Annotated in this window: 14 protein-coding genes; 6 read left to right on the plus strand and 8 right to left on the minus strand. The window is 42.0% G+C overall.

The features are described 5' to 3' along the window. Window positions 1-64 precede the first annotated feature (64 nt). Together BVH02_RS06040 and BVH02_RS06045 are read right to left on the minus strand one after the other, a co-directional pair. A complete protein-coding gene (locus BVH02_RS06040) occupies window positions 65-2,335 on the minus strand; it encodes an ATP-dependent helicase (RefSeq protein ID WP_086500194.1) in 2,271 nt (756 codons plus the stop codon). A 368-nt stretch (window positions 2,336-2,703) separates the two neighbouring features. Beyond that, window positions 2,704-3,564, minus strand: a complete 861-nt coding sequence (locus tag BVH02_RS06045) for a lysophospholipid acyltransferase family protein (protein ID WP_342352508.1) — start codon at window positions 3,562-3,564, stop codon at window positions 2,704-2,706. A 103-nt stretch (window positions 3,565-3,667) separates the two neighbouring features. Between BVH02_RS06045 and BVH02_RS06050 the strand changes: the two genes are divergently transcribed. From BVH02_RS06050 to BVH02_RS06075, 6 genes are all read left to right on the plus strand, one after another. Further along, window positions 3,668-4,273 carry a sigma-70 family RNA polymerase sigma factor gene (locus BVH02_RS06050; RefSeq protein ID WP_086500198.1) on the plus strand — a complete coding sequence of 202 codons (606 nt, stop codon included), beginning with the start codon at window positions 3,668-3,670 and terminating at the stop codon, window positions 4,271-4,273. A 6-nt stretch (window positions 4,274-4,279) separates the two neighbouring features. Next, window positions 4,280-4,552 (plus strand): mycothiol system anti-sigma-R factor, encoded by a 273-nt coding sequence (locus tag BVH02_RS06055; protein WP_086500200.1) that lies wholly within the window; start codon window positions 4,280-4,282, stop codon window positions 4,550-4,552. A 2-nt stretch (window positions 4,553-4,554) separates the two neighbouring features. After that, window positions 4,555-5,127 carry a guanylate kinase gene (gene gmk / locus BVH02_RS06060; protein ID WP_086500202.1) on the plus strand — a complete coding sequence of 191 codons (573 nt, stop codon included), beginning with the start codon at window positions 4,555-4,557 and terminating at the stop codon, window positions 5,125-5,127. A gap of 36 nt (window positions 5,128-5,163) precedes the next feature. After that, window positions 5,164-5,730 (plus strand): nicotinate (nicotinamide) nucleotide adenylyltransferase, encoded by a 567-nt coding sequence (nadD, locus tag BVH02_RS06065; RefSeq protein ID WP_086500207.1) that lies wholly within the window; start codon window positions 5,164-5,166, stop codon window positions 5,728-5,730. A 104-nt stretch (window positions 5,731-5,834) separates the two neighbouring features. Continuing rightward, entirely contained in the window at window positions 5,835-7,616 is a 1,782-nt protein-coding gene (locus BVH02_RS06070) for a glycoside hydrolase family 15 protein (protein WP_086500209.1), read from the plus strand. Window positions 7,617-8,087: 471 nt separating this feature from the next. Beyond that, window positions 8,088-8,981, plus strand: a complete 894-nt coding sequence (locus tag BVH02_RS06075; protein ID WP_086500211.1) for an N-acetylmuramoyl-L-alanine amidase — start codon at window positions 8,088-8,090, stop codon at window positions 8,979-8,981. 404 nt (window positions 8,982-9,385) lie between these two features. Here the strand turns inward: BVH02_RS06075 and BVH02_RS06080 are convergent, their stop codons facing one another. From BVH02_RS06080 to BVH02_RS06105, 6 genes are all read right to left on the minus strand, one after another. Continuing rightward, entirely contained in the window at window positions 9,386-11,560 is a 2,175-nt protein-coding gene (locus BVH02_RS06080) for a bifunctional alpha,alpha-trehalose-phosphate synthase (UDP-forming)/trehalose-phosphatase (RefSeq protein WP_086500213.1), read from the minus strand. A gap of 176 nt (window positions 11,561-11,736) precedes the next feature. Further along, window positions 11,737-13,077, minus strand: a complete 1,341-nt coding sequence (locus BVH02_RS06085; protein WP_086500215.1) for a vanadium-dependent haloperoxidase — start codon at window positions 13,075-13,077, stop codon at window positions 11,737-11,739. A 122-nt stretch (window positions 13,078-13,199) separates the two neighbouring features. Next, entirely contained in the window at window positions 13,200-16,466 is a 3,267-nt protein-coding gene (locus BVH02_RS06090) for an FG-GAP-like repeat-containing protein (RefSeq protein ID WP_086500217.1), read from the minus strand. A gap of 1 nt (window position 16,467) precedes the next feature. Next, window positions 16,468-19,767 carry a VCBS repeat-containing protein gene (locus BVH02_RS06095; protein ID WP_086500220.1) on the minus strand — a complete coding sequence of 1,100 codons (3,300 nt, stop codon included), beginning with the start codon at window positions 19,765-19,767 and terminating at the stop codon, window positions 16,468-16,470. After that, window positions 19,764-20,336, minus strand: a complete 573-nt coding sequence (locus BVH02_RS06100) for a hypothetical protein (protein WP_086500222.1) — start codon at window positions 20,334-20,336, stop codon at window positions 19,764-19,766. Before BVH02_RS06100 ends, BVH02_RS06095 begins: the two co-directional genes overlap by 4 nt. Further along, window positions 20,323-23,607, minus strand: a complete 3,285-nt coding sequence (locus BVH02_RS06105) for a VCBS repeat-containing protein (protein WP_086500223.1) — start codon at window positions 23,605-23,607, stop codon at window positions 20,323-20,325. The genes BVH02_RS06100 and BVH02_RS06105 overlap by 14 nt, the downstream gene beginning before the upstream one ends. Window positions 23,608-23,655: the final 48 nt, after the last annotated feature.

Consider the following 23,655-nt stretch of genomic DNA (forward strand, 5'->3'; position numbering starts at 1 on the left):
TGCATCCCTATTTTGCGCTAATTAAGGTAATGAAAAAATTACCAAAAGGCAGGGGAGCAGATCATTAGTCTATAATTCTGAGCTTCGCAAAGCTAAGTAATAATGTTTTCTCACCAAAATGCTCAAATTGAATAGTGGCTTTCCGGTTAATTCCTTCTGTTTCAATCTTTTGAACTTTACCGAACCCAAACTTCGGATGCTCGATCAGTTGCTCAGCCTGTAAATTGTTGGTGTTGGAAGGTTTAAAATCCGGGCTTGGCGTATGAAGTTTCATCGCTGTGGGCATCCGAGTCTCAGGTTTCTTTTTGATTCCAATATAGCCAGAAGATGATTCTGATGTTCCAGGCAATCCTTCTTTTCGGAATGCTCCGGACATTTCCTTCGAAGATACTTTTTTACTCACCTTTATGCAATCTGGCGATACTTCTTCTAGGAATCTACTCGGTTCACAATTCAGCAATCTGCCGTAGCGGTATCGAGTGAGTGCATAGGTGAAATACAATTTGTCCATCGCACGAGTTGTAGCCACATAGAACAATCTTCTTTCCTCCTCAAGATCTTCACGGCTCTGCATCATCATTTGAGATGGAAACAAATCCTCTTCCATGCCTACTACAAATACCTGCTTAAATTCCAATCCTTTTGAGGAGTGAATCGTCATTAGTGTGATGGCATCAGTGGTGTCTTTGTCTCTATCATTATCCGTGAGCAAAGCGATTTCCTGTAGAAAAGAACCTAAGCTTTTGTCCTCATTCTCCTCGTTATCCACATACTCTTTGATACCGTTGAGCAATTCCTGCACGTTTTCATAGCGGTTGAGGCCTTCTATAGTTTTGTCCTCATAAAGCTCGCGCAAAAGCCCGCTTTGCTTCGCAATGCTACTGGCTGCTTCAAATGCATCTTTTCGCTCCACTTCGATCTGAAAAGCTTTGATCATTGTGGCAAAGTCATCCAACTGACTTGCTGCTCTGCCTCCGATGAAGCTGTGAGCATTTTGTACCACTTCCCAAAGCTGCATGTCATGATCAAATGCCGCAACCAAAATCTTATCCACCGAAGTGTCACCGATCCCTCTTTTGGGATAATTCACGATTCGCTTAAATGCTTCCTCGTCCACAGGGTTCACCGTGAATCGCATGTACGCCATCAGATCCTTAATCTCTTTTCTCTGATAGAATGAAAGCCCGCCAACAATCTTATAGGTCAGATTGAGCTTACGCAAAGCTTCCTCCATCGCTCGGGATTGGGAGTTGGTTCTGTAGAGGATTGCAAAATCGCTGTTATTGAGTTTTTTAAGATTTCTCTCTTCGAAAATCGTGGAGGCTACAATTCTTCCTTCCTCACTGTCTGTTCCTGCTTTGATGAGTTCGATGAGGTCACCATCTCCGTTTGATGTCCAGACATTTTTCTTAAGCTGCGCTTTATTTTTCTCAATAATAGAATTCGCAGCATCCACAATGGTCTTGGTTGAGCGATAGTTTTGCTCCAGTTTCACTACAAAAAGATCAGGATAATCCTTCTCAAAATTCAGGATGTTTTGAATGTCCGCTCCCCGAAAGGCGTAAATACTTTGTGCGTCGTCACCTACCACGCAGATGTTTTGATGGACAGCCGCAAGTTTTTTGGTGATGAGGTATTGGGAAAGATTGGTATCCTGAAACTCATCCACCATTACGTATCTGAAGCGCTGCTGATATTTGTTCAGCACATCGAGGTGATCTCGGAAAAGTATATTGGTGTTAAAAAGCAAATCATCAAAGTCCATCGCACCGGCTTTGAAAAGGCGATCCTGATAGCGCTGGTAGATTTCGCCCATTTTAGGTTTCATGGCAGCTTCATCATCCGCTTTCACATAAGGATCATCCTGATAGACTTTCCAGGAAATTAAGCGGTTTTTGGCACCAGATATTCTAGATAAAACAGCGTTAGCTTTATAGACTTTATCGTCCAGACGCATTTCCTTTACTATAGTTCGAATAAGGGATTTGGAATCGTCCGAATCGTAAATGGTGAAGTTGGAAGGGTAGCCGATTTTGGGAGCTTCTACTCTCAGGATTTTTGCAAATACAGAGTGAAACGTTCCCATCCAGGTATTTCTGGCTTCTAGTCCTGCCAGCGTTTCAATCCGGTGACGCATCTCTGCCGCAGCCTTATTCGTAAAGGTCAAAGACAAAATATTAAAGGCATCTACGCCTTTTTCATAAATCAGATGCGCAATGCGGTAGGTAAGCACACGGGTTTTACCGGATCCGGCACCAGCGATGATCATCACGGGGCCATCCGTATGCTCTACAGCCAGTCGCTGCTCAGGATTTAAACTATCTAAGTATTCCATTAATTTTTAGAAACAAGTCTCTAGACATAAGTCGCAAGTATCAAGATTTTAGATTCAAGAGCCAAGAAGCAAGATTGAGCATCATGACTCATATGGTTAGGTTTTAAGAAACTATGTTTCTTAAAAAGAAATGAAGATGGTTGTGGGAAATCTTCCAATGTTCCACGGAGGATAAGCTCTTCCGAATTTTAAATTTTCCAATTAATAATTTATATCTATATCCTCAATTGAACAAGTATTAAGACAAAAGCGACTTAATAGTTGCTGAACGCTAGCATTGTCGGTACTTCGGTCACCCGTCATCGGTCTTCCTGCCAGATAAGCGAAGAAAGATAGGTTAAAGGTGTTATTGCCGATAATCACCTAATCTATATCCTCCACCGTTTGTGACTCCATAGATACAATTCAGGTTGTCTGCGAATATTTTCCTCCAGCCTGCGGCAAAATTCATCTGTGATGCTATGTGCCACATGTTCTGTGTAGGGAGGTCGGGCGAGTTCTGTAAATTCAAAACGGTAGTGCCCTCGTTTTTCTTTGGTGATCTGACCGAAGAAAACAGGTAGTCCCATTTTCTTTGCCATAAATTCTCCCCCTTCGAAAAACAAAGCGGGACGATTCATAAACTCGCGTGTGTATCGGCTATCTGATACTGGAGGTCTCTGATCGGCTGCAAGGTGCACAATTCTTGGCTCACTCCTCATAGTAATCATGCTTCTTCTGAATTCTTTTTTCTCAGTCATCACTCCACCGAAGTGCGTCCTGATCTTGAGCATCAACTCATTAAAGAAAGGATTGTTCAGTTTCAGATAGACTGTCTCTGCGGTAACTTCTGTATTCAGCGCAACTCCCAGGATTGCCATTTCCCAGTTGAACACATGTCCGGCCATCATCAGTGTGCTTTTGCCCGCTTTCACGGCGTCATCAACCACCTCTTGATTGACTACATGGAATCTTTGGCGCAACTCTTTCTCGGAGATCGTCAGCATCTTTATCGTTTCTGCGAAAAATGCATCGGTGAAGTTTCTATAGAATTTATTCCGAATATCCTTTCTTTCCCTCGGCGTTTTCTCTGGAAAAGCATGAAGTAAGTTTTCATCGATCACTTTTTTGCGGTAGCGAATCACATACCTGGCTACCAGATAAAGCAAATATGAAAACACGTATAATACAGACAATGGGAGTCTGGAGAGCAATCTAATGAAAAACATACTTGTAAAATGCTGGAGGATTTTAGGCCGAAATGAGCCAAATCATTCAACAAAATAAATGAAATCACCCGAATTCTTCCCAATTCCTAGTTATAAATTGACGTGATCATTACTTTTGAGACATATGTCGGAAGTTCAGCGCAGAAAATATTCTCAGGAAGAGAAAAATGCCATCTTCGATGGGGAGTTTATGCCGCACATAGACTCAATGTACAATTTTGGTTACAGGCTCACCTTCGATGGAGATGATGCCAAAGACCTTGTGCAGGATACTTACCTGAAAGCCTATCGGTTCATCAATTCATTTGAGCAGGGCACCAATGCCAAAGCTTGGCTTTTCAGAATCCTGAAAAACAGCTTTATCAATGAGTACAGAAAGAAATCCAAGCAGCCTACGAAGGTAGATTATCAGGAAGTTGAAACTTATTACAACTCTGATGACGTTCACTACCAAAGCACTAGTGATCTCAGGGCAGAATCCGTCAAGGATATGCTTGGTGATGAGATTTCCAATGCATTGAATAGTTTGGCAGTAGATTTCAGAACTGTTATCATTTTGTGTGATTTGGAAGGATTCACTTATGAGGAGATGGCTAAGATCCTCGATATCCCTATTGGGACAGTGAGGTCTAGATTGCATCGAGCCAGAAATCTTTTGAAAGAAAAGCTTCAAGGTTATGCCCAGAATATGGGATATAAAACTGACGCAGATGAGGAAAATATAGATTAATTACCCATGGAAATGAACGAAGAAAAATCTGGTGACCGCAAGATGAAATGCGGTGACGAAAGCAAATGCTTCGAGTTGTTAGAGAGTATTTTGGATGGAGAACTGCAAGATTCTAGCAAAGAGGTCTTGTCAGAGAAACTAGCCAAGTGCCAACCTTGCTTTGAGCATTATCACCTAGAGCAGGCTATCCGTGATGTTTTGAAAACAAAATGCACCAAACAAGCTGTGCCAACTGAATTAGCGGATCTTATCCGTCAGCAGATTCAGGATATCAAATAGTTATGACTCAGGGTAAAGCGATTATTTTTTCTGCTCCATCAGGATCAGGCAAGACTTCTTTAGTGAAGCATTTGATTCAAACTATCCCAAATCTGGGGTTTTCTATTTCTGCCTGTACTCGAGATAAGCGAGGACGTCATGAGGTACATGGCACGGATTACTATTTTCTCTCTCAGGAAGATTTCATCAAAAAAATAGACGAGGACGCGTTTATAGAGTGGGAAGAAGTCTATGCAGGCAACTTCTACGGCACACTTAAAGAAGAAATCCAGCGCATCTGGGATTCCGGTAAAGCAGTCATTTTCGATGTGGACGTGAAAGGTGGATTAGCTTTGAAGAAATACTTTGGAGAGCAGGCCTTGGCAATTTTCGTGAAAGTGCCAAGTCTGGAAGTACTTGCAGCGAGGCTTAATGACCGAGGAACGGAATCTGAAGAATCGCTTTCCCGTCGCTTGTTCAAAGCAGAATTTGAATCCAAGTTTGAACCGCAGTTTGACGTCACGGTAGTCAATGATGACTTTGCCCATTCATCTGCTGAAGCCGAGGGCTTGGTTAGTAAATTTCTAGCCAAATAGGTTGCTCATGGCGATTGGAAAACAATAAATGATCTTATGAAAATTGGTCTTTACTTCGGTTCCTTCAATCCCATACATATTGGTCATCTGATCATCGCTGATACGCTGCAGGACCGTACGGACTTAGATCAAATTTGGTTTGTGGTGAGTCCACAGAATCCATTAAAAAAACGGCAGTCTTTGATTCATGAATTCGACAGGCTGAGAATGGTAGAACTTGCAATCGAAGACAATTATCAGTTCAAGGCTTCGGATGTTGAATTTTCCATGCCCAAGCCAAGCTACACCATAGATACCCTCGCTTATCTGACTGACCAATATCCACAGCATCAGTTTTGCTTATTTTTAGGTTCGGATAATCTGACTCAGTTGAAGCGCTGGAAAAACTATCAGACCATCTTGGACAACTATGAGATCTTCGTCTATCCACGACCAGGCGATGCTACGACTTCTGAGCATCCGAATATCAAGCTAATCGATGCGCCGCTTTTAGATATCTCAGCCACTTTTATCCGTAAATCCATCCTGGCTGGCAAGTCTGTGAAGTACCTGCTTCCCGACGGAGTGGCAGATTATATCCGGGATAAGAAGTTGTATTTGTAGTATTTCAATTTTGAAATACTCCTTATTCTTTGGATTAGGTAGTCCTTTTTGCTTTCTTGATAGTCGACCCAGAAGCCTGACTTTTCAAATCAAACCTGACCTTAATGAAAAAACATACCTACGGAAGTGGGGTGATCGGCAATTGTGCCTATATCGCCCATGTGGAACTGGATACGAACATCAGTTGGATGTGTCTGCCAAGATTTGATTCTGATTTTATTTTTGGGGGAATGCTGGACCGGGAGAAGGGTGGAGAATTCACCATTCATCCAGAATCCGGAGAATTCAAGTCTAGCCAAGTCTATCTGGAAAATACGAACGTACTCAAGACTACTGTGGTGTCCGGTGAGGATAGTTATGCAGTCACTGACTATGCTCCACGATTCAAAAACTTTGATCGATACTACAAGCCGTTGATGCTTATCCGTAAGATCGAAGCAGTATCAGGCTCTCCAAAGATTAAAATATGCTGCAAACCTAGAGCAGATCGGGGGTCTAGAGGTTTGACGGCCAGCATGGGTTCCAATCATATTAGTTTTGGAGGGATAGACCAAGAGCTGCGTCTGTCCACTAATGCTCCTCTCAGCTATGTCATGGATGAAAAAGCATTTCTTTTGACTAAGCCAGTGTATTTGGTACTGACTTTTGGGCGACCTCTTGAAGCAGCTATTGAGACTACTTCAGAGCATTTCCTCCAAGCAACTACAAGCTATTGGCACGAGTGGGTGAAGTCCACGAGTATTTACAACTTTCACCAAAAATTGGTCCTCCGATCTGCTTTAATATTGAAAATTCATCAATATGAGGATACAGGGGCTATTATCGCTGCATCCACGACTAGTTTACCGGAATCTCCAGGATCTACCCGGAATTGGGATTACCGCTACTGCTGGATACGTGACAGCTATTATACTTTGACTTGTTTTAACAGTTTGGGTCACTTTGAAGAGTTGGAGAAGTACTTCGAATTTATTCATAATCTGAAACCTGGACCTGACGGGCGCTATCAGCCACTTTATTCCATCACTGGAGATTCGCTTTTGACAGAAGAGATTTCAGATTTGGATGGTTATCTGGGAGAGAAACCAGTTCGCTTTGGAAACCAGGCTTACACACATATTCAGAATGATCTTTACGGCCAAGTGTTGGTGTCTTTACTGCCACTTTATTCTGATCAGCGATTTACCGAAGAGGAGAGAAGTAGCTCGAAGCCGATGATCATGAATCTGCTGAATAAGATCGAAGCGACAATGAATGAAAAAGACGCTGGGCTCTGGGAGTTTAGGAATTTGGCACAGCAGCATTGCTATACCTTCTTGTTTCACTGGGCTGGAGCCTGTGCTGCCGCAAAAATTGGTCTTCGTCTGAAGGATGATAGTATGTATCAGAAAGCCATCGTCCTTCGAGATTTAGCCATCGGGAAAATAGAGGAATGTTATCTTCCAGATCGTAAGGCATATGGTCAGGCAATTGGCTCGACGTACATGGATGCTTCTACATTGCAGTTGATCACGATGGGTTATTTTGGAGATGACCTAGAGCGAGCAAATGACCATCTGAAAGCATTGGAGGACGAGCTATTGGCTAAGGATTATCTCTTCTATCGCTACAAACATATGGATGATTTTGGTGTTCCTGAGACGACATTTTTGATCTGTGCTTTCTGGTACATTGAGGCCTTGGCCTGTGTAGGGAGATTGGATGAGGCTGTGGAAGGCTTCGAAACGCTGGTAAAATATTGCAATCACTTGCAGCTATTCTCCGAAGATGTGGATCATAAGACAGGAAGTCAATGGGGGAATTTCCCGCAGGCCTATTCACATGTAGGACTGATGAATGCCGCTTTCCGTATCGGGAAGAAGCTTGATAGACCTAATTTCTTGTAGATTTCCTGCTGATTTCAAATAAATTTACCGCAGATATTCGCGGATAACTAGCGCAGATCTCCGCAGATATTGAGGTCAATGTATTTACTAAAACTAGTGTTGTCCTGCTTCTCCAGAAGCAGGACTTTTTTCATTAACATACGAGGTCAAATATCTAAAACCTTTAAGGTGTCACCATGAGCGAAGTCGGAGAGTCTCCTACAAGTTTTTTTTCTTTTAATGAAAACAGGTATAAAGTCTACTACTCGGACTTAGGTGATGAGGTATTTAAGTTTAGGGCTGAAAGCCTTAAATACCATAGCCCAGCTCAAAAGGGCTGGGGTTTAAAATGGATTCAGTTTTTTTAAAGCTCTGAAAGAGCGAAATATAAATTCTATCCATATTTGGAAAATGCGATTCATCTTTGCAATATATTATTTAGGAAGTAGTACAATACTTGTAGCTTCAAATCCTGATTAATCACTCCTGTCTATGAAGTTCCAACACTATCTCTCCTCCCTTATACTAATTATCTTCTCACTCGCTTTTGTCTCCTGCTCCAAAGACATCTACCGAGACAATAATAAAGCCCATGAAAAAGCGGTGAAAGAAGCCACTGCATCAATCCGAGAGATCCCTAAGACCAAGGCTGAGCTGAACTACGACACGCTTAGCATCACCGATGAGTGGGTTGGGACGACCAATTTTAGTATCAGAAAACCCAATTACGTGATCATCCATCACACTGCTCAGGATTCCCTGAAGCAGACGATTAATACTTTTACCCTTAGCAGGACCCAGGTAAGTTCACACTATGTAGTGGGCAGAGATGGCGAGATCGTGCAGATGCTCAATGATTACCTTCGTTCTTGGCATGCTGGAAATGGTCGTTGGGGAAACGACACAGATTTGAACTCTGCTTCCATCGGGATTGAGTTGGATAATAATGGCAGTGAGCCATTCACAGAAGCACAGATTGAGAGTTTGTTGCTTTTGCTAAAAAGGCTGAAGTGGAAATTCGGAATTCCTGCAGCTAATTTTATAGGACATTCTGATATTGCTCCTTCACGCAAAGTTGATCCAAGCACCTATTTTCCTTGGAGGAAATTAGCTCAGGAAGGCTATGGAATTTGGTATGATGAGGAAGCTATTTTTCCTGTTCTCTCTGCACATGAATACACTTCTATTCCTATAGAAAGTACAGATGATTTACCCCAAGAATTCTTAGACCTGGTGCTGGCCTTGAGAATCATAGGTTATAATGTAAGTGATCCAAAAGCTGCTATTCGTGCTTTTAAACTGCATTTTATCCAGCGGGACATAGAATCAGAACTGACGGAAACGGATAAGAGAATCCTGGATAATCTTTATAAAAAGTATTTGTGATTATTTGCAGCGGAGCGCGCAGAGGGTAACGCGGAGGACGAAAATTAGGATTATTCGAGACGTAAGGGTGAAAAATCTTTCGCCCAATAGACCCTTGATGATCTGAGTTGCCTTCGAAGTTTCCCAATTGTTCAACCCTTTCACGGTTGCATTTCAATTTTTCTAATTCACTTAGCTCCCCGCATTTCATACGGGGCTCCGCCACGACGGACAAGATAATCACTGTTTGATCCTTTCGGGATCATTAGTTCGGAGATACGCAAAACAGAAAACCACGAAGTGGTTAAATCATGAATAACCATGGGTTCTCGAACTTATATCCTTGAGCGACCCTGAAGGGTGTCGAACAAAAAAGGGGCGAAAAATCTTTCGCCCCTCCATCAATTATAAATGATTTTCTTAGATCAAGAAGTTAACTTTTGAAGCAATTGCCTCACTTGCTTCACCGACTTGATGTTAAAATTGGCTTGTGTGTATGCATAGCCTACACGGATAGAATATGCGTTTTTAGGCATTGCCTTAAACGTGTCTTCATCTGTCCAGTCATCACCGATAGCTAGGATGAAATCATATTCCACACCTTTCATCATTGCAGTAGCTGCACGGCCCTTATTAATGTCAGGGCGCTTGATTTCCAGCACCATATTCCCTTCCAAAACCTGTAAATTGTGACCTCTTGCCATGTATTTCAAATGGCTAAAGAGTTCGCGCATTCTGAGATCTCCCAAGCCGCTCTCTACTTTTCTGTAATGCCAAACTAAGGAATGGTGCTTCTCTTCGATAAATGCTCCAGGAGTTCTGAGTACATAATACTCCATTACTTTTCGAATGTCATCTTTCCAGCCATCTTCTACATCTGCATAGAGTTCCCAGTCGCCCTTATCTTCTTTCTTTTTCACCCATACACCATGCTCTGCAATCATGTCTATATTCTGACCTTCAAACCATCTGCCCAATGTATCCTTATCTCTCCCGGAGATGATTACTACTTGTGCGAGTTTGCTGAGGTCTTTCACTATTTCTCGCAACTCATCATCAGGAACAGCTTTTTGGGGATCTGTATGAAAACCTGTCAGAGTGCCGTCGTAATCCAGAAATAGAATAGCCTTCTTAGCTTTGTTGAAACTTGCTTGAATCTCGTTCATCACTTTGGCGTCCACATCCTTTGAAGTCAGTTCCTCCTGCTTGGTCTTCACGTGATCTAATCGATCCATGAATACTTTCACCCATTGGAACACATCATACTTTTTCAGACTTGCCTGCATGCTTTTCATTCGAGCAACTTGCTCCTCATGAGGCATGGAAAGTGCATTATAGATCGCATCGACTACTCCTTGTCGGTCGTAAGGATTGACGAGAATAGCATCTTGAAGTTCTTTGGAAGCTCCAGCCATTTCTGACAGGATCAGAACGCCTGTCTGATCAGTTTTACTTGCTACAAATTCCTTGCAGACCAAGTTCATGCCGTCACGAAGTGGAGTGACCAATGCGATGTCAGACATGTTGTAGAAGGCGCTCAGTTCTTCGAAAGGGAAGCTTCTATAGAAATAATGTACAGGCACCCAGTTCAGCGTGGAGTACTCACTATTTATTCTACCTACCAGAAGGTCAATTTCTTCTTTCAATTCTTTGTAAGACTGCACTTTGTCTCGGCTCGGCACCACGATCATGATCATTGATACTTTACCATGCAGGTCTTTATTTTGCTCCAACAATTGGTTGAAAGCCTGAATCCGCTGAGGAATTCCTTTGGAATAATCCAAACGATCTATGGTGAGAAGCAGTTTTTGACCTTCCACTTGCTTGCCAAATTCTTCTACAAATTGCAGCGTTTTCTTGCTTTTAGCCTGGTTTGCAAACTTGTCGTAATCAATTCCCATAGGGAAAGAATCCACGTTAATTATTCTGTTTTCTGCCTGGATGTAGCCGCTTTCATTAGACAAGCCATTTATTCTGCCCACGGCACTGAGGAAGTGACGCATATCGTCATAGGTATGGAAGCCTAGTAGATCTGCTCCGCACATTCCTGCCAAAAGCTCTTTTCTCCATGGGATCATACGGATGATCTCGTAGGAAGGGAATGGGATATGTTGAAAAAATGCGATGGTAGCATTTGGAAGAACTTCGCGTAGCATTTGCGGAAGCAATAGCAACTGGTAATCATGAACCCAGATTGTGTCGTCAGGTCCTGCTTTTTTCAAGATGGCTTCGCAAAACTTTCTATTTACGCGTACATAAGCTTCCCAATGCTCCGGATTATAGACCATGTATTGGGTGAAGTAGTGGAATGCTGGCCACAGAGTTTCATTGCTAAACCCCTCGTAAAATTCTTCCACATCTTCCTTGGAAAGGAATACCGGAGCCATTTTAAGCTCATGAAGTTCAAGGATGATTTCGGCTCGTTGCTCAGGATCATCTACGGTATTTCCAGGCCATCCTATCCAGATATTCTCTCCTTCTTTATAAATAGAACCCAGCCCTGTGGCTAAACCTCCAGCACTTGGTTTGAACTCAAATCGGCCGTTCCGATGTCTTAAACTGATAGGGAGGCGGTTGGAAACGATAATGGTTTTTGACATAAAATAATAGGTTTGAAAACAAGAAAAGGAATAATCCCAATCAAAAAGGTGACATGAGAAGGTACAGAATATCTCTAGAAAAAAAAACCTACGCAAGGGTTATGAGTTCCAACTTCAGCCAAATCTCATTCTATAAGTAATAAAAAAAGCACTCGAATTGTCGAGTGCTTTTAGGTTTAGTTTGTAGCTACGTTTTTGGGTTTGGTATCCACCTTTGTCCAGATGTAAGCAGCTATATCTCTACCTCCTGTGATGCCATATTCAATAGCAGGCCGATAGTGGATTCCGCCATAGAATCTGCTAAGTGCAGCTTCTTCAGCGGCTTGAGAAAATGAATCAAACTCCCGAATTGGCAGTCCATAAGCAACTTCCGAACTATCTACGATATGAAACTCGTCTCCAAAGAGTTGAGCTAATGTATAAGCTGCTGCTGCAGAAGCGACGCTATGCCCACTTGTATGTTCAGGAAAAGGAGGTGTCTGCAATAGTGGCACCCACTGCTCATCGATGTGTTGATTGATATAAGTTTCAGGTCGAATAAGCTTGCTTCGGTATTTCTCATCCCAACAAGAAATGAAGGCTTCATTAAGTGAGATCCCAGTCAAAGCGAAAACTTCTGCGACTCCTTTCCAATCTCTTCCATCTGCCTTAGAGACTATCGCGGCGATACTCATCCAGTGTCCACCAGGCGTGATTTTCTTTTCAGCGAACATGACATGTCCTTTCACATTCATTTTATATGGATTGCAATCCCAGAATAATGCAGTCTCTTTTTGCTCCTTAGTAGCCGCGATGTCCATATCATAAACTTCTTTGGCAACTTTGAAAAACTTACTGTTAGGATCTGTGGAGAATGGAGGAGGAGGTAGTGGCTTGAATTGAGAGGCTGAATCAAGTACAAAAGTTCTGATTTTATTCCAGTGTGGTTCTATTGCTTCCATGTACGCCGGCGGCGTAGGTTGCCAAGTTCCTTCTTCACCTGTCACGGTGAATTTAGGAAAAGAGCGACTTTGATGATAATTGTCTTTGGAAGAATAAGCTTTGATCGCATCACCTACTTCTTTGCCGAAGGCCACTGATGCCTCGAATACTTCACTTGGAATCCCCTTCTTTTTCAAAGTAGCAAACGTAGCATCTCTATGCTCATTCATCATTTCTTCGGAAAAGATCATTGCTGTACCCACATAATAATAGGCTGCTAGTGAGGCGAGAGGTGGATATACTTTTTCGGAAGGTTTGAAGCTGGTTTTCTCCGATCCATTTAACTGCCCCATAAGAGATACGTAATTTGGATCGACAGAAGCTGCTACTTCATAGGCAGCAAGGGATGCATAAGTATAGATTCTCGCAGCCACAGGTGGGGAGAAAATATCGTGAATGATCACTTCCGTGATTCTGTCCTGTGCTTCGTTAATGTATTGACCATCAGTGATGGCTTCGGAATAATCTACGGGTTCTGCACAAGAAACAGCAATCAGGAGAATTCCTGAAAAAAGCATGAATTTGAGGTTACGCATAGCTATGGTGTGATTTTTAATGTTTTGAGCTTGAAATAGAGGCGATGCTAATGGGAGCGGATTTCAAGTCCCTTGTATTTGGAGCCTAAAGCTATTGGAAATTAAGCAAGTATCCAATGATATTAGTCAAGTTTGATCCAGTAAAGAGGTCCTGAGTTGCTTGCAGCTACTCTGTAATTGTTGCCATTTACTCTAATTGTAGAGAGATTTCTTATTTCAGATTTGGAAGGAATAGTATTGCCAAAATTGATCGAAGTCCAGGCATTTTCTTTCCAATGAAATGAGCCAAAAGCAGAAGCCAAATTTGTTCCAAGGTCAACCCGAAAGCCTGAGAAATTTCCTCCAAGAAAAACTGACTTTTTGGATTCATCCCAGCTCACAGAGAAAATAGGGGAGAGTTGTGATTGATCGGGAAAAGGCTCATAAACATAACTTCCATCTGTCTGTTGGAGATAGGCGCCGGACCGGAATTCGTAGGCAGCTTGTTTGGTTATCTTCGCTAAGGTGGCATCTTCAAATAAATCTGTTGGGCGAGCTTTCTCAGCATAAATCTGGTAAGAAGAATGCTTTCTTTTGATTGCGGGGATTTGCTTAATCAGTTCATCTCTGGATGCAAACGGAACCAGCTGATCTCCCATGTAATGAAAGATGATAGGATCTGCCTGGCCATTTTCATCGAAATCTCCATGATAAAGCCAAACTGGCTTTTCCTGTGATGCTTTTAATTTACTATTTAGTCCGAGGTTTCCTGTTAGAATGTCCAATTTCCCATCACCGTTGACGTCGGCAACTGCAAGACTTTGAATCCATCCGGCCGAATATTCCAGACCTGACATCGCTTGCTCTTGAAGTTTTTTTCCATTGATAATTTCAAATATTCTGATTCCCTGCCAATCTCCTGTGAAGATTAAACTGCTTATTCTATTGCCATTCAAATCTGCCCAGACGGCAGAATTGACCATACCGAAGTCAATATCAGTTCCAAACCATTCCTTGGTTTTATCCTGAAATGTTCCATTGCCTTGATTGATTAACAATACACTTTTTGGGCTTGCCCCATAGTCTCCACTTACTACTGAGCTTCCTACGAAAATATCCAAATCACCATCTCCATCTACATCGTGAATAGCAAGAGTAGAGGTGTTTTCACCTAATCGAGGAAGTGACATAGGGCTGAATAGGAAGTCTCCTTTTCCATTCCCAAAGAAAATTCTATCAAATTTGAAAAGCGCACCGCTCAAATGTTCATTTCCTCCACTCCCTACATAGAGGTCAAGATGCCCGTCTCCATTGAGGTCAGCAAAGGCAGCGATCACGTCTTCTGCTCGCGCAAATTGTGCGAAAATCTCACTCTTTTTCTCTAGAAAGGTCCCATCTATGTTTTGCAGAAATAAGGTCCCACTTTGATCCTTCGCTCCGCCTAGATAAATATCATCGAGTCCATCTCCATTCACATCTCCCACAGCTACAGCTGGGCCCATGCTTGCAAAGCTTTTTGGGATCAAATACTCTCGCTTCGTTTCATCCAGTGTATTTGTCTCCTGATGTGTCCAAGAGATTTCTGGATAAAAAGTTGCCTCTTTACTTCTGATGGCGGTTTTACTAGCTGTTTTTCCTTCCCCTTGATTAAGGGTGAATGTTTGGTTAATGGATTTTTTAAGGAAAACCTCTTCCGTTCCATCTGGCCAGTTTACAGAGATTGAGTCTAGTGCAAGTGCTTTTCCCAACCCAAAAACCAGCGTGGAGGCAGTGCCGGAAAGAAATCCTCTAGTACCGGAATACTGCTGGAATAAAGATTTCCCTGCGAAATATACGCCGACTTTGGCACCCATTCCGAAGGTATTATTGCCTTTAGCTTTGAGATTAATTCGGAGGAACGAATTGCCTGATTTCTCCGAGTGATTTTGATAGATAAATGCGGGTTGATTTAGGTTATTGATGATCAAGTCTAAATCTCCGTCATTGTCAAGATCTGCATAGGTGGAGCCGTTGGAGTAACTTGGTTGATCCAATCCCCAGTTTATCGCCTGATCAGAGAACTGTAAGTTGCCCTGATTTTGAAAGCTAAGATTTGGTAGCTTGACGGTTGGCAGTAGGTTGATTTGATTCTCGAGGAGCTCTTTTCTAGTGAGTTTAGGATCGGCCTGCTGACTGTACTGAATAAAGTCCAGGTCGTTTGGACGTTTCTCTATGCCATTGGTGATGTGGATGTCCGCCAAGCCATCATTGTCCATATCAAAAATCAAAGGTGACCAACTCCAGTCAGAAGCGTAAACCTCGGAAAATAATGCGATTTCAGAAAAGCCATTTTCACCCTGATTAAGTTGAAGGTGGTTTCGTACATATTGATCAGCATAGCCAAATTGTTTTTTTATCTCATAAACTTCGGCTTTGTCTTCTCCCACAGATTTCATCCAAATTTCAGGATCTCGTGGAAGCATATCAGTGGTGAAAATCTCAGGTAAACCATCTCCGTTCAAATCTGCCAAGTCATTTCCCATACTGTATCGGGAAGTGCTGGAGACCAAGCTTTCCAGAGATTCTTTAAATGTGCCGTCTTGCAGATTCAGGTAGAGGTAATCGTTCTCCGTGAAGTCATTGGATACATAGATATCAGGCCAACCGTCACCGTTCACGTCTTCAACTCCTACGCCTAGACCGAAACCTAGTATGCTCGAGTAAATTCCGGAGGATTCTGTGACGTCTTCAAAACCAGTTTTACCTTCAGAAAGTAGGTTTTTAAATAATTTATCGCCCAATTGATTTGGCTCATTTCTTTGATTTGCTCGTGCAAAAACCTCTGGAGATTTCACGGAATGATTTAGCAAATACATATCTAAATCCCCATCACGATCATAGTCCAGAAATGCTGCTTGGGTGCCAAAACCAAAAAAATCTACTCCATAAACGCTGGCTTGATCTTCAAACTTATTCTCTCCCTGATTTATATAGAGACGATTTTTTCCGACTAACCCTTTGTAATTACCTACCTGAGAAACGTAGATATCCAACAATCCATCTCCATTCACATCCGCCATCGTGACTCCTGAGGACCAGCCACCTTCGCCGCTCACTCCTGCAGATTCGGAAATGTCTTCAAACTGGAAATTGCCTTTATTTAAATATAGTCGATTGGATACTTGATTTCCTGCGAAATACAAATCCACCAAACCATCGTTGTTAATATCACCAGCAGCGACTCCACCGCCATTATAGAAATAGAGGTATTCCAGGATATTCAGTGAATCTGAAGAGATGAGGGTGTTTTCAAATGCTACACCAGTCTTTTCCGATGGCATTAACTCAAAAAGTGTGTCAGCTATTTTTTTCTCTTTGCAGGAAAAAAGAAGCCCAATTCCAATCAGAAAAGCAGTAGAAAATCTTTTCATTTTAGTATTTCCAAATTTCAGCAGCAGCAGAGTTTTTCACGACTAATAGCTTCCCTTTGCCCAACGATTCGAACGCTCTGATATCACCATCTAACCGAAGTCCGTGTTGAGCATTTGGCCAATAGTCGAAGGTGCCGTCACCCTTGCCCAAAAGCACATCACCATAGCTCGCGTCGTATTTGCCTACTTCTGGCTTGGCCTGAAATAGATTTCCGCCAAGAATGAGGTCAAGCTTTCCATCGGCGTTCAAATCCAAAACCTCAATAGCAAAAATATAGGAACGCTGAGCCATCGTAGGAAAAGCTTTCCAGGTGAATTTGCCGTTACCCTCATTCATTAAAACACCAGAAGCAAGATTGTTCACTTCGCTCACTATCGATTTATCTAATACCTCCTTTGGGAAAATATCCGTGAGTTTTTCGTTGTTGTAATTGCTGTAGCGCATGTACTTCTTTTTGATTGAAGGAATTTGACGCTCTAGTTCATGCTTTAGCGTGTAGGGTATTTCTACTTCACCTTCTGTTCGTGTGAAAATATGCTCTACAGATCCATTCTGGTCAAAGTCGTTCAGGAACATTTTGACTGGATTTGTTTCAGAAACTTTGAATCGTGAGTTCAATCCGTTATTTCCAAGTATCAAATCTGGCAAACCATTTCCGTCTAGGTCTGCTATCTCTATTGTTCGATACCAGCCTTTGAGGTTCTGCAGTTCAGGCATTTCAATTCTTTGAAGCTTGCCATCGGTGTTTCTCATGAAAATAGGAGCCAACCATTCACCAACAAGCACTAGGTCTTGTGTCCCGTCATTGTCCCAATCTACCACTTTGGCATCGGTGATCATCCCGATTTCTGTCAGTTCAGGTGCCAAAGTGGCTGTTTGATCCGTAAATTTTCCTTTACCATCATTGATCCAGATACTGCTGCTGGCAGGAGCTCCATATACGAATGGGACAAGTCTTCCTCCCACAAATAAATCCGGAGCACCGTCCTTATTCAAATCCAAAACCTGAACTACGGAACTGCTTCCTCTATCCGAATCTAAGCCAGAATTCATGCTTTTGGTCAGATGTCCATTACCATCATTGAGGTATAATCTATTGATCAGATCTGATGATGCCAAGCCTGATTCATTTCCACCGGAAACTACTAATAAATCCAGTTTCCCATCTGAATTAGCATCGAAAAAAACAGCGTCAGTATCTTCTGAGATCGCATCCTGAGCAAAATCAGGTTGGGTAGTTAGTTGGTATTTTCCACCCACAGTACCCAAGTAGAGTTGTGCTTCAAATCCTTTGGCTCCGCCAAAAAACAAATCTGCTATCCCATCCCCATTTACATCTCCTCTGACAAAAGCAGGACCTTCTGTAGAATACATGTGGAAGGTCAGACGATCTCGATCAAAGTCCACCATCAAGTTTTCTTCATGGGTAAATGAAATGGAAGAATTTTCCTCTTTGGAAAAGAAGGGTTTTTTGGGTTTGGAGAAAAACTCGAAATCTGCTTCAGGAGCCGTGGCGTCTTGCCATTTCAAGGTCAATAATTGGTCCAGTGAAGGGTTGTATATCCTGGTCACCAAGCCATCCGGCCAGAGTACAGCTAACTCGTCTATCTGTTTTGCCTCGCCCAGCCCAACCGTAAGCTTAGGGTCAACCGAAGATTGGAATCCTCTATTAGGCATTTGCTCTTGATAGAATAGCTGATCACCTGAGATGATCCGAACTTGGGTACCGATGGCATTTGTATTTAAACCTTTGCCTTGAAGTGCTAGCTGAATAAAGTGTCTATCAGAATGAAGGCTTCGCCCGTTATTTCTAAATATTTGTGCTGTATTATTTACATTATTTACCACCAAATCTAGCTGACCGTCGTTGTTCAGATCCCCATAAGCAGCTCCGTTGGAATGGATTTTTTCTCCGATTCCCCATTCCTCCGCTTTGTCAGTAAACTGTAAATCTCCTTGATTCTGAAATGCAAAATTTGAAATTGGATTGACCGGAATGGGGTCTATGAGGGCTTTGTAGTTTACCCCTTCCTCGGTGATGATCTTTCGCTTAGTCTCTTCATCATTGATGAAATTCAAGTAATCCAAATCTGTGATATCCTGATAGATTCCATTGGCTACGAAAATATCCCGCTTGCCATCATTGTCCATGTCAAACAGTAAAGCGCCCCAGCTCCAGTCAGTTGCTTCTACATTGGCGAGTCTTCCCATTTCACTGAAAGTTCCATCTCCATTGTTGATATGAAGTGCATTTCGGGAATACTGGTAGTGATAACCGTGGGATTTGTTGAATTGAAATTTATCCCAATTTTCAAAGGTGGTTACCTGCTTTAATCTCGTTTCTGATCGAGGAAGCATGTCAGTGACGAAGATGTCCAAAAGCCCATCGCCATTCATGTCGCCGATATCTGCGCCCATGGAAGCTGCGCTTGTGGATCGCATAGCAGTTTCCAATGACTCGGAAAATGTGCCGTCTTGGTTATTGATGTACAAATAGTCTCTTTCGAAAAAGTCGTTGGAAATAAAGATATCTGGCCAAGAATCCTGATTGATATCTCCGATGGTGATCCCTAAGCCAAATCCTATGATAGATCCATAAATACCGGCTTCTTCACTTACGTCAACAAAATGACCTCCTTCATTTTTGTATAACTTATCACCTCCGACAGGATCTCGCTTTGGGCGCTCATTCTGCATTTTATTAAAGCTTCCAATTGCCGTATAGCTATTGTTGAGCAGATAGACGTCCAAATCTCCGTCTTTGTCATAGTCGAAAAATACGGCGTGGGTAGAAAATCCCTGATCAGCTAAGCCAAAAGCTTCGGCTTCTTCGGAGAACGTACCATCTCCTTTATTGATGAAAAGCTCATTTTGTTTGTTGTCCCCCGAGATATCTCCAGAGTTACATACATATATATCGAGATAACCGTCGCCATTTACATCTGCCATTGCCACACCTGTGCTCCAAGCGCGTGTGCCTGCTACTCCAGCTGCTTCTGTGACGTCTTCAAATTTGAAATTACCTTTGTTCAGGTAAAGTTTATTAGGAAGGAGATTGGCAGTTAAGTAAATATCTGCGAGCCCATCACCATTTACATCACCAATCGCTACTCCACCGCCGTTATAAAAGTTGCGATATGTAAAGACATTAAAAGCTTCATCAAATACAAGATCATTTCGAAAAGCTACCCCTGTCGAATCTGTGGGTAATGATTGGAAGAGAGTAGGAGTCTTAGGCTTGGAATTGTCCTGACAGGAGAATAAAACAATACTAAGTCCCAATGCTAGTAAGATTCTCATAACTCGTTTGGATCTAAACTTTTTTGGATGGGGAGATCCACGATTTCTGCTCTGACGCTAGAAATAGATTTATTAAATAAGCGAATTCTCCTATTACCATCCATTTTGATATAGGCAATCTGAGAACGGTCTTCACTGGCTACTTCTATAAACCCTGCGCCATACCATTTTTCAAAAAGCGCGACAACATCGATCCTCAATTTTTCAACACTTAATTCTTCATTCCATAGCGCCCAACTTTCATAGTTGAATTCCACAGGCATCAGATATATTTTCTCCTCCTTAAATTTTGGATAAAAACGCATTTTTGCTGAATTGCCTGAGGGCATCTCCACGTTGTATTCTACCGAAAGCTCTGTTGGTCCATTTGAAAGAATGCCCTCTTTATTCAAGTCCCAGCAGACTTCATAGAAAGATTTCTTATCCATACCTAGTTCTAGACCCAAGAACAAGTCATTATGAATTTCTCCAGATTCTAGCGCTTTTGACTCCATCTTCTGATAATCAGATTTACAAGAAAATAGAAGCAATGCAAAAACTACTAAGATTGATTTATTAATGAACTTCATAGATAATTGCGTTGTCATCATTTTTTAATATGAGTAGTTGGTCGGAAGAATGGATGGTGAAAGGCAGGATAGTTCTGATTTCACCTGAGACAAATAGGCCACTTTCTTTAGGCAACATGAGTTGCCAATTTTTGGATGAGTCCTGTTTGAGACTCCACCCAAAACTCCCCATCTGACTTCCTAATTCTGGTTTTATTCTACTTTTATTTCCACCAAATATAAGGATTGGTTCTCCGTTTTTGTTTTTAATCAGGGCAATGGCATAGACTGGAGCGTACTGTATTTCCTTGGGTAAGGCTTGTATTGAAAAGCGGGAATCTTCGCCATTGATCCAGCATGTGGTTTGAAGGGTTTCTGCTGTCAAAATTATTGATTTCTCCAAAACCTCAGGTGGGAATAAGTCTTGCAGAGTTTTGTCTTGGTAGGAGGCATAAGTTGGTAATTGCTTGCGCAGCGAAGGTATTTGCTTGACTAGGGTGTTTTTCATTAGGAGTGGTGTAGCTCCAGTGGAGGAAGTGTTTACGAGGATGTGATCAATGGTCGCATTCTGATCAAAATCATTGACATAGAGTTCCAGTTGTTTCTCAGGAGTTGATCTAATTCTTGAATTCAATCCCCAATTCCCGCCGATTATATCAGGTTTTCCATCTGCATTGATGTCCTCGACGAGCAGGGTATTCCAAAGTCCACTCGTATTTGCAAAACCAAACGCTTCTGTTTTTTCTACAAAATTCATGTTGCTCCAGGTAAAAATCCGGATGGGCATCCATTCCCCTGCTACTATTAATTCTGGATTTCCATCTTGGTCAAGATCTGCCCATTTTCCATCTGTAAGCATTCCCAGACTTTTGACAATCGGATTGAGGGTTTCTGTAATATCTTTATAATTGCCTGATCCGTCATTTATCATCACTACAATCCCCACAGGGATGCCATATGCAAACGGAATAGATCGCTGTCCTAAAATCAAATCTTTATCGCCATCTGAGTCAAGGTCCTCAGCAAGAATAAATGCGGTAGGAGTAGCTGGAAAATAAGTTTCTATTTTGTTCAAATTTCCTCTGCCATCATTGAGATAGAGGCGATCTTGGTATTGTGTGGCTCCAGCGGGAAATTCTATTCCCCCAGCTCCAATGATCAAATCCTTAAAACCATCGCCATTTGCATCAAAGAATAGACCGGTAATATCTTCCGAAAGCGAGTCGATTGCAAATAGCTCTTTTTGAAGTCTTATAAAGTCTCCATCATTCTTAAGTCCAAATAATTGAGAAGGTTGACCCTTGGCGCCAGGCATAAATAATTCGTCATTCCCATTGGAGTTGAGGTCTGCCCGTGCACCTTTTGGTCCCTCGTCACTGATCATCCAAAAACGCAATCTATCCCTATCAAAATCTATAAAGTTACTTTCGTGATGCGAATAGCCTAGGCGATAGTTGGAAGTGGAGAAGGTGGCTTCGACGCTCTGCTTTTGAGCTAGCTTGGGAGTAGTGTTGATTTTTGTGGGTTTCAAAAGGGTATTTGTCGTAACTTTTTCCAAAGTAGTGACATTTCCATCCGGCCATTTTATAGTGACCGAATCCAATACCTGAATCTGGCCCAGTCCAAAATGGAGCTTTGGATCCACAGATGACATGTAGCCTTTGACAGGCTGAAATTCTTGATAAAATTCCAGTGATCCTGAATAGCAAGTTACCTGAGTTCCGAACGCCTGTCCCAGATCCAATTGTAAGAAATTCCCTTTTTTAGTGTCTATAGTCGTGTTTTGATAGATGAAAGCAAAATCATTTAGATTATTGATGACCAAATCCAGGTCGCCATCATTATCCAAATCTCCGTATGCAGATCCTGTGCTGAAGGTAGTTTGGGTTAATCCCTGGGCAGAAGCTTGATTGTCAAAACTCCAATTTCCAAGGTTTTTGAACCAATAATTTTGTTGGGGATTTGATGGAAAAGCATCAATCATGGAAGTGAGTAGGATAGAGTCCTTTCTGAATCCCTCTATTTTTTCTTGATTGTTGACGTAGAAATCTACGAAGTCAAAATCCGTTAAATCCTTCACTATTCCATTTGCTACAAAGACATCCTTCAAACCGTCATTGTCTGCATCAAAGATCAAAGCTCCCCAACTCCAATCAGTGGCTTCCATTTCTGTTTGTCTGGAAATCTCAGCAAAGATTGGTTGACCATCTATAGGACTTAAGCCAAGATTCCGCTGTAAGGTATTCCGGGTAAATTGTTGATGATAGCCAGCTTTGATGTTTGCTTGGTATTTGTCCCATTCTTCCAAAGGAGTTTTGGTTTTTATTCGTGCTAAGGTATTCGGTAGCATTTCGGTGACAAAGATATCGGGTCTGGAATCATTGTCCAGATCAGCAATGTCTGCGCCCATGGATCCCATAGAAATCTCAGATAGTAAATCAGGAAGTTTTTCTGTAAAGGTTCCGTCTTGATTATTTATGTAGAGATAATCACGCTCAAAAAAATCATTGGAAACGTAGAGATCTTGCCAAGAGTCATCATTGAGATCAGCCACAGTGACTCCAAGTCCATAGCCAATCGCACTACCAAAAATCCCAGCCGCTTCACTTACATCCGTAAAATGGTCTGTATCATTTCTGAATAATCGGTTACCTCCTTCTGGATCTCGTATTTCGCGCTGCCCCAAGCGCAGATCATATATGCCGACGGAACGGGGGGAATTGCTTAAAAGATAGAGATCAAGGTCACCATCTTTATCATAATCAAAAAAAATGGCATGCTGAGAAAGACCAATTTGATCCAATCCATACTTCTTAGATTCTTCTTTGAATGTGGTATTTCCCTGGTTAATAAATAGCTCGTTGTGTCTTTTTTCGCCTTCCAACGGACCAGATTTGCAAACAAAAATATCGGGAAGTCCATCTCCGTTAACATCTGCTATGCTTACTCCTGTGGACCAGATGTCATTGCTTTCTACTCCAGCTGCTTCGGTAATGTCTTTGAACTTGAGGTTTCCCTCATTGAGGTAAAGTTTGTTGGAGGTTTGATTTCCTGCCAGGAATATATCCAGCAAACCATCTTGATTAATATCTCCCAATGCTACTCCCGCGCCATTATAGAAATTCCGAAACGTATAAGGATTGATTTTCTCTGTATAGGCAAGGTCATTTTTAAAAAATATGCCTGTCTCTTCTGGTGTCAGCAGTTTGAAAAGTGTACTTGGACTTGTATCCTCCTTGGTACAAGAGGAAAAGATTAGGGTAAGCAGTAGGAAATAGTTCCTAATTTTCATGATTATTTGACAAAAAAGGAAGTGCACCTAAGCGCACTTCCTGTCAAT

The organism is Algoriphagus ratkowskyi (assembly GCF_002150505.1).
GTDB lineage: Bacteria > Bacteroidota > Bacteroidia > Cytophagales > Cyclobacteriaceae > Algoriphagus > Algoriphagus ratkowskyi.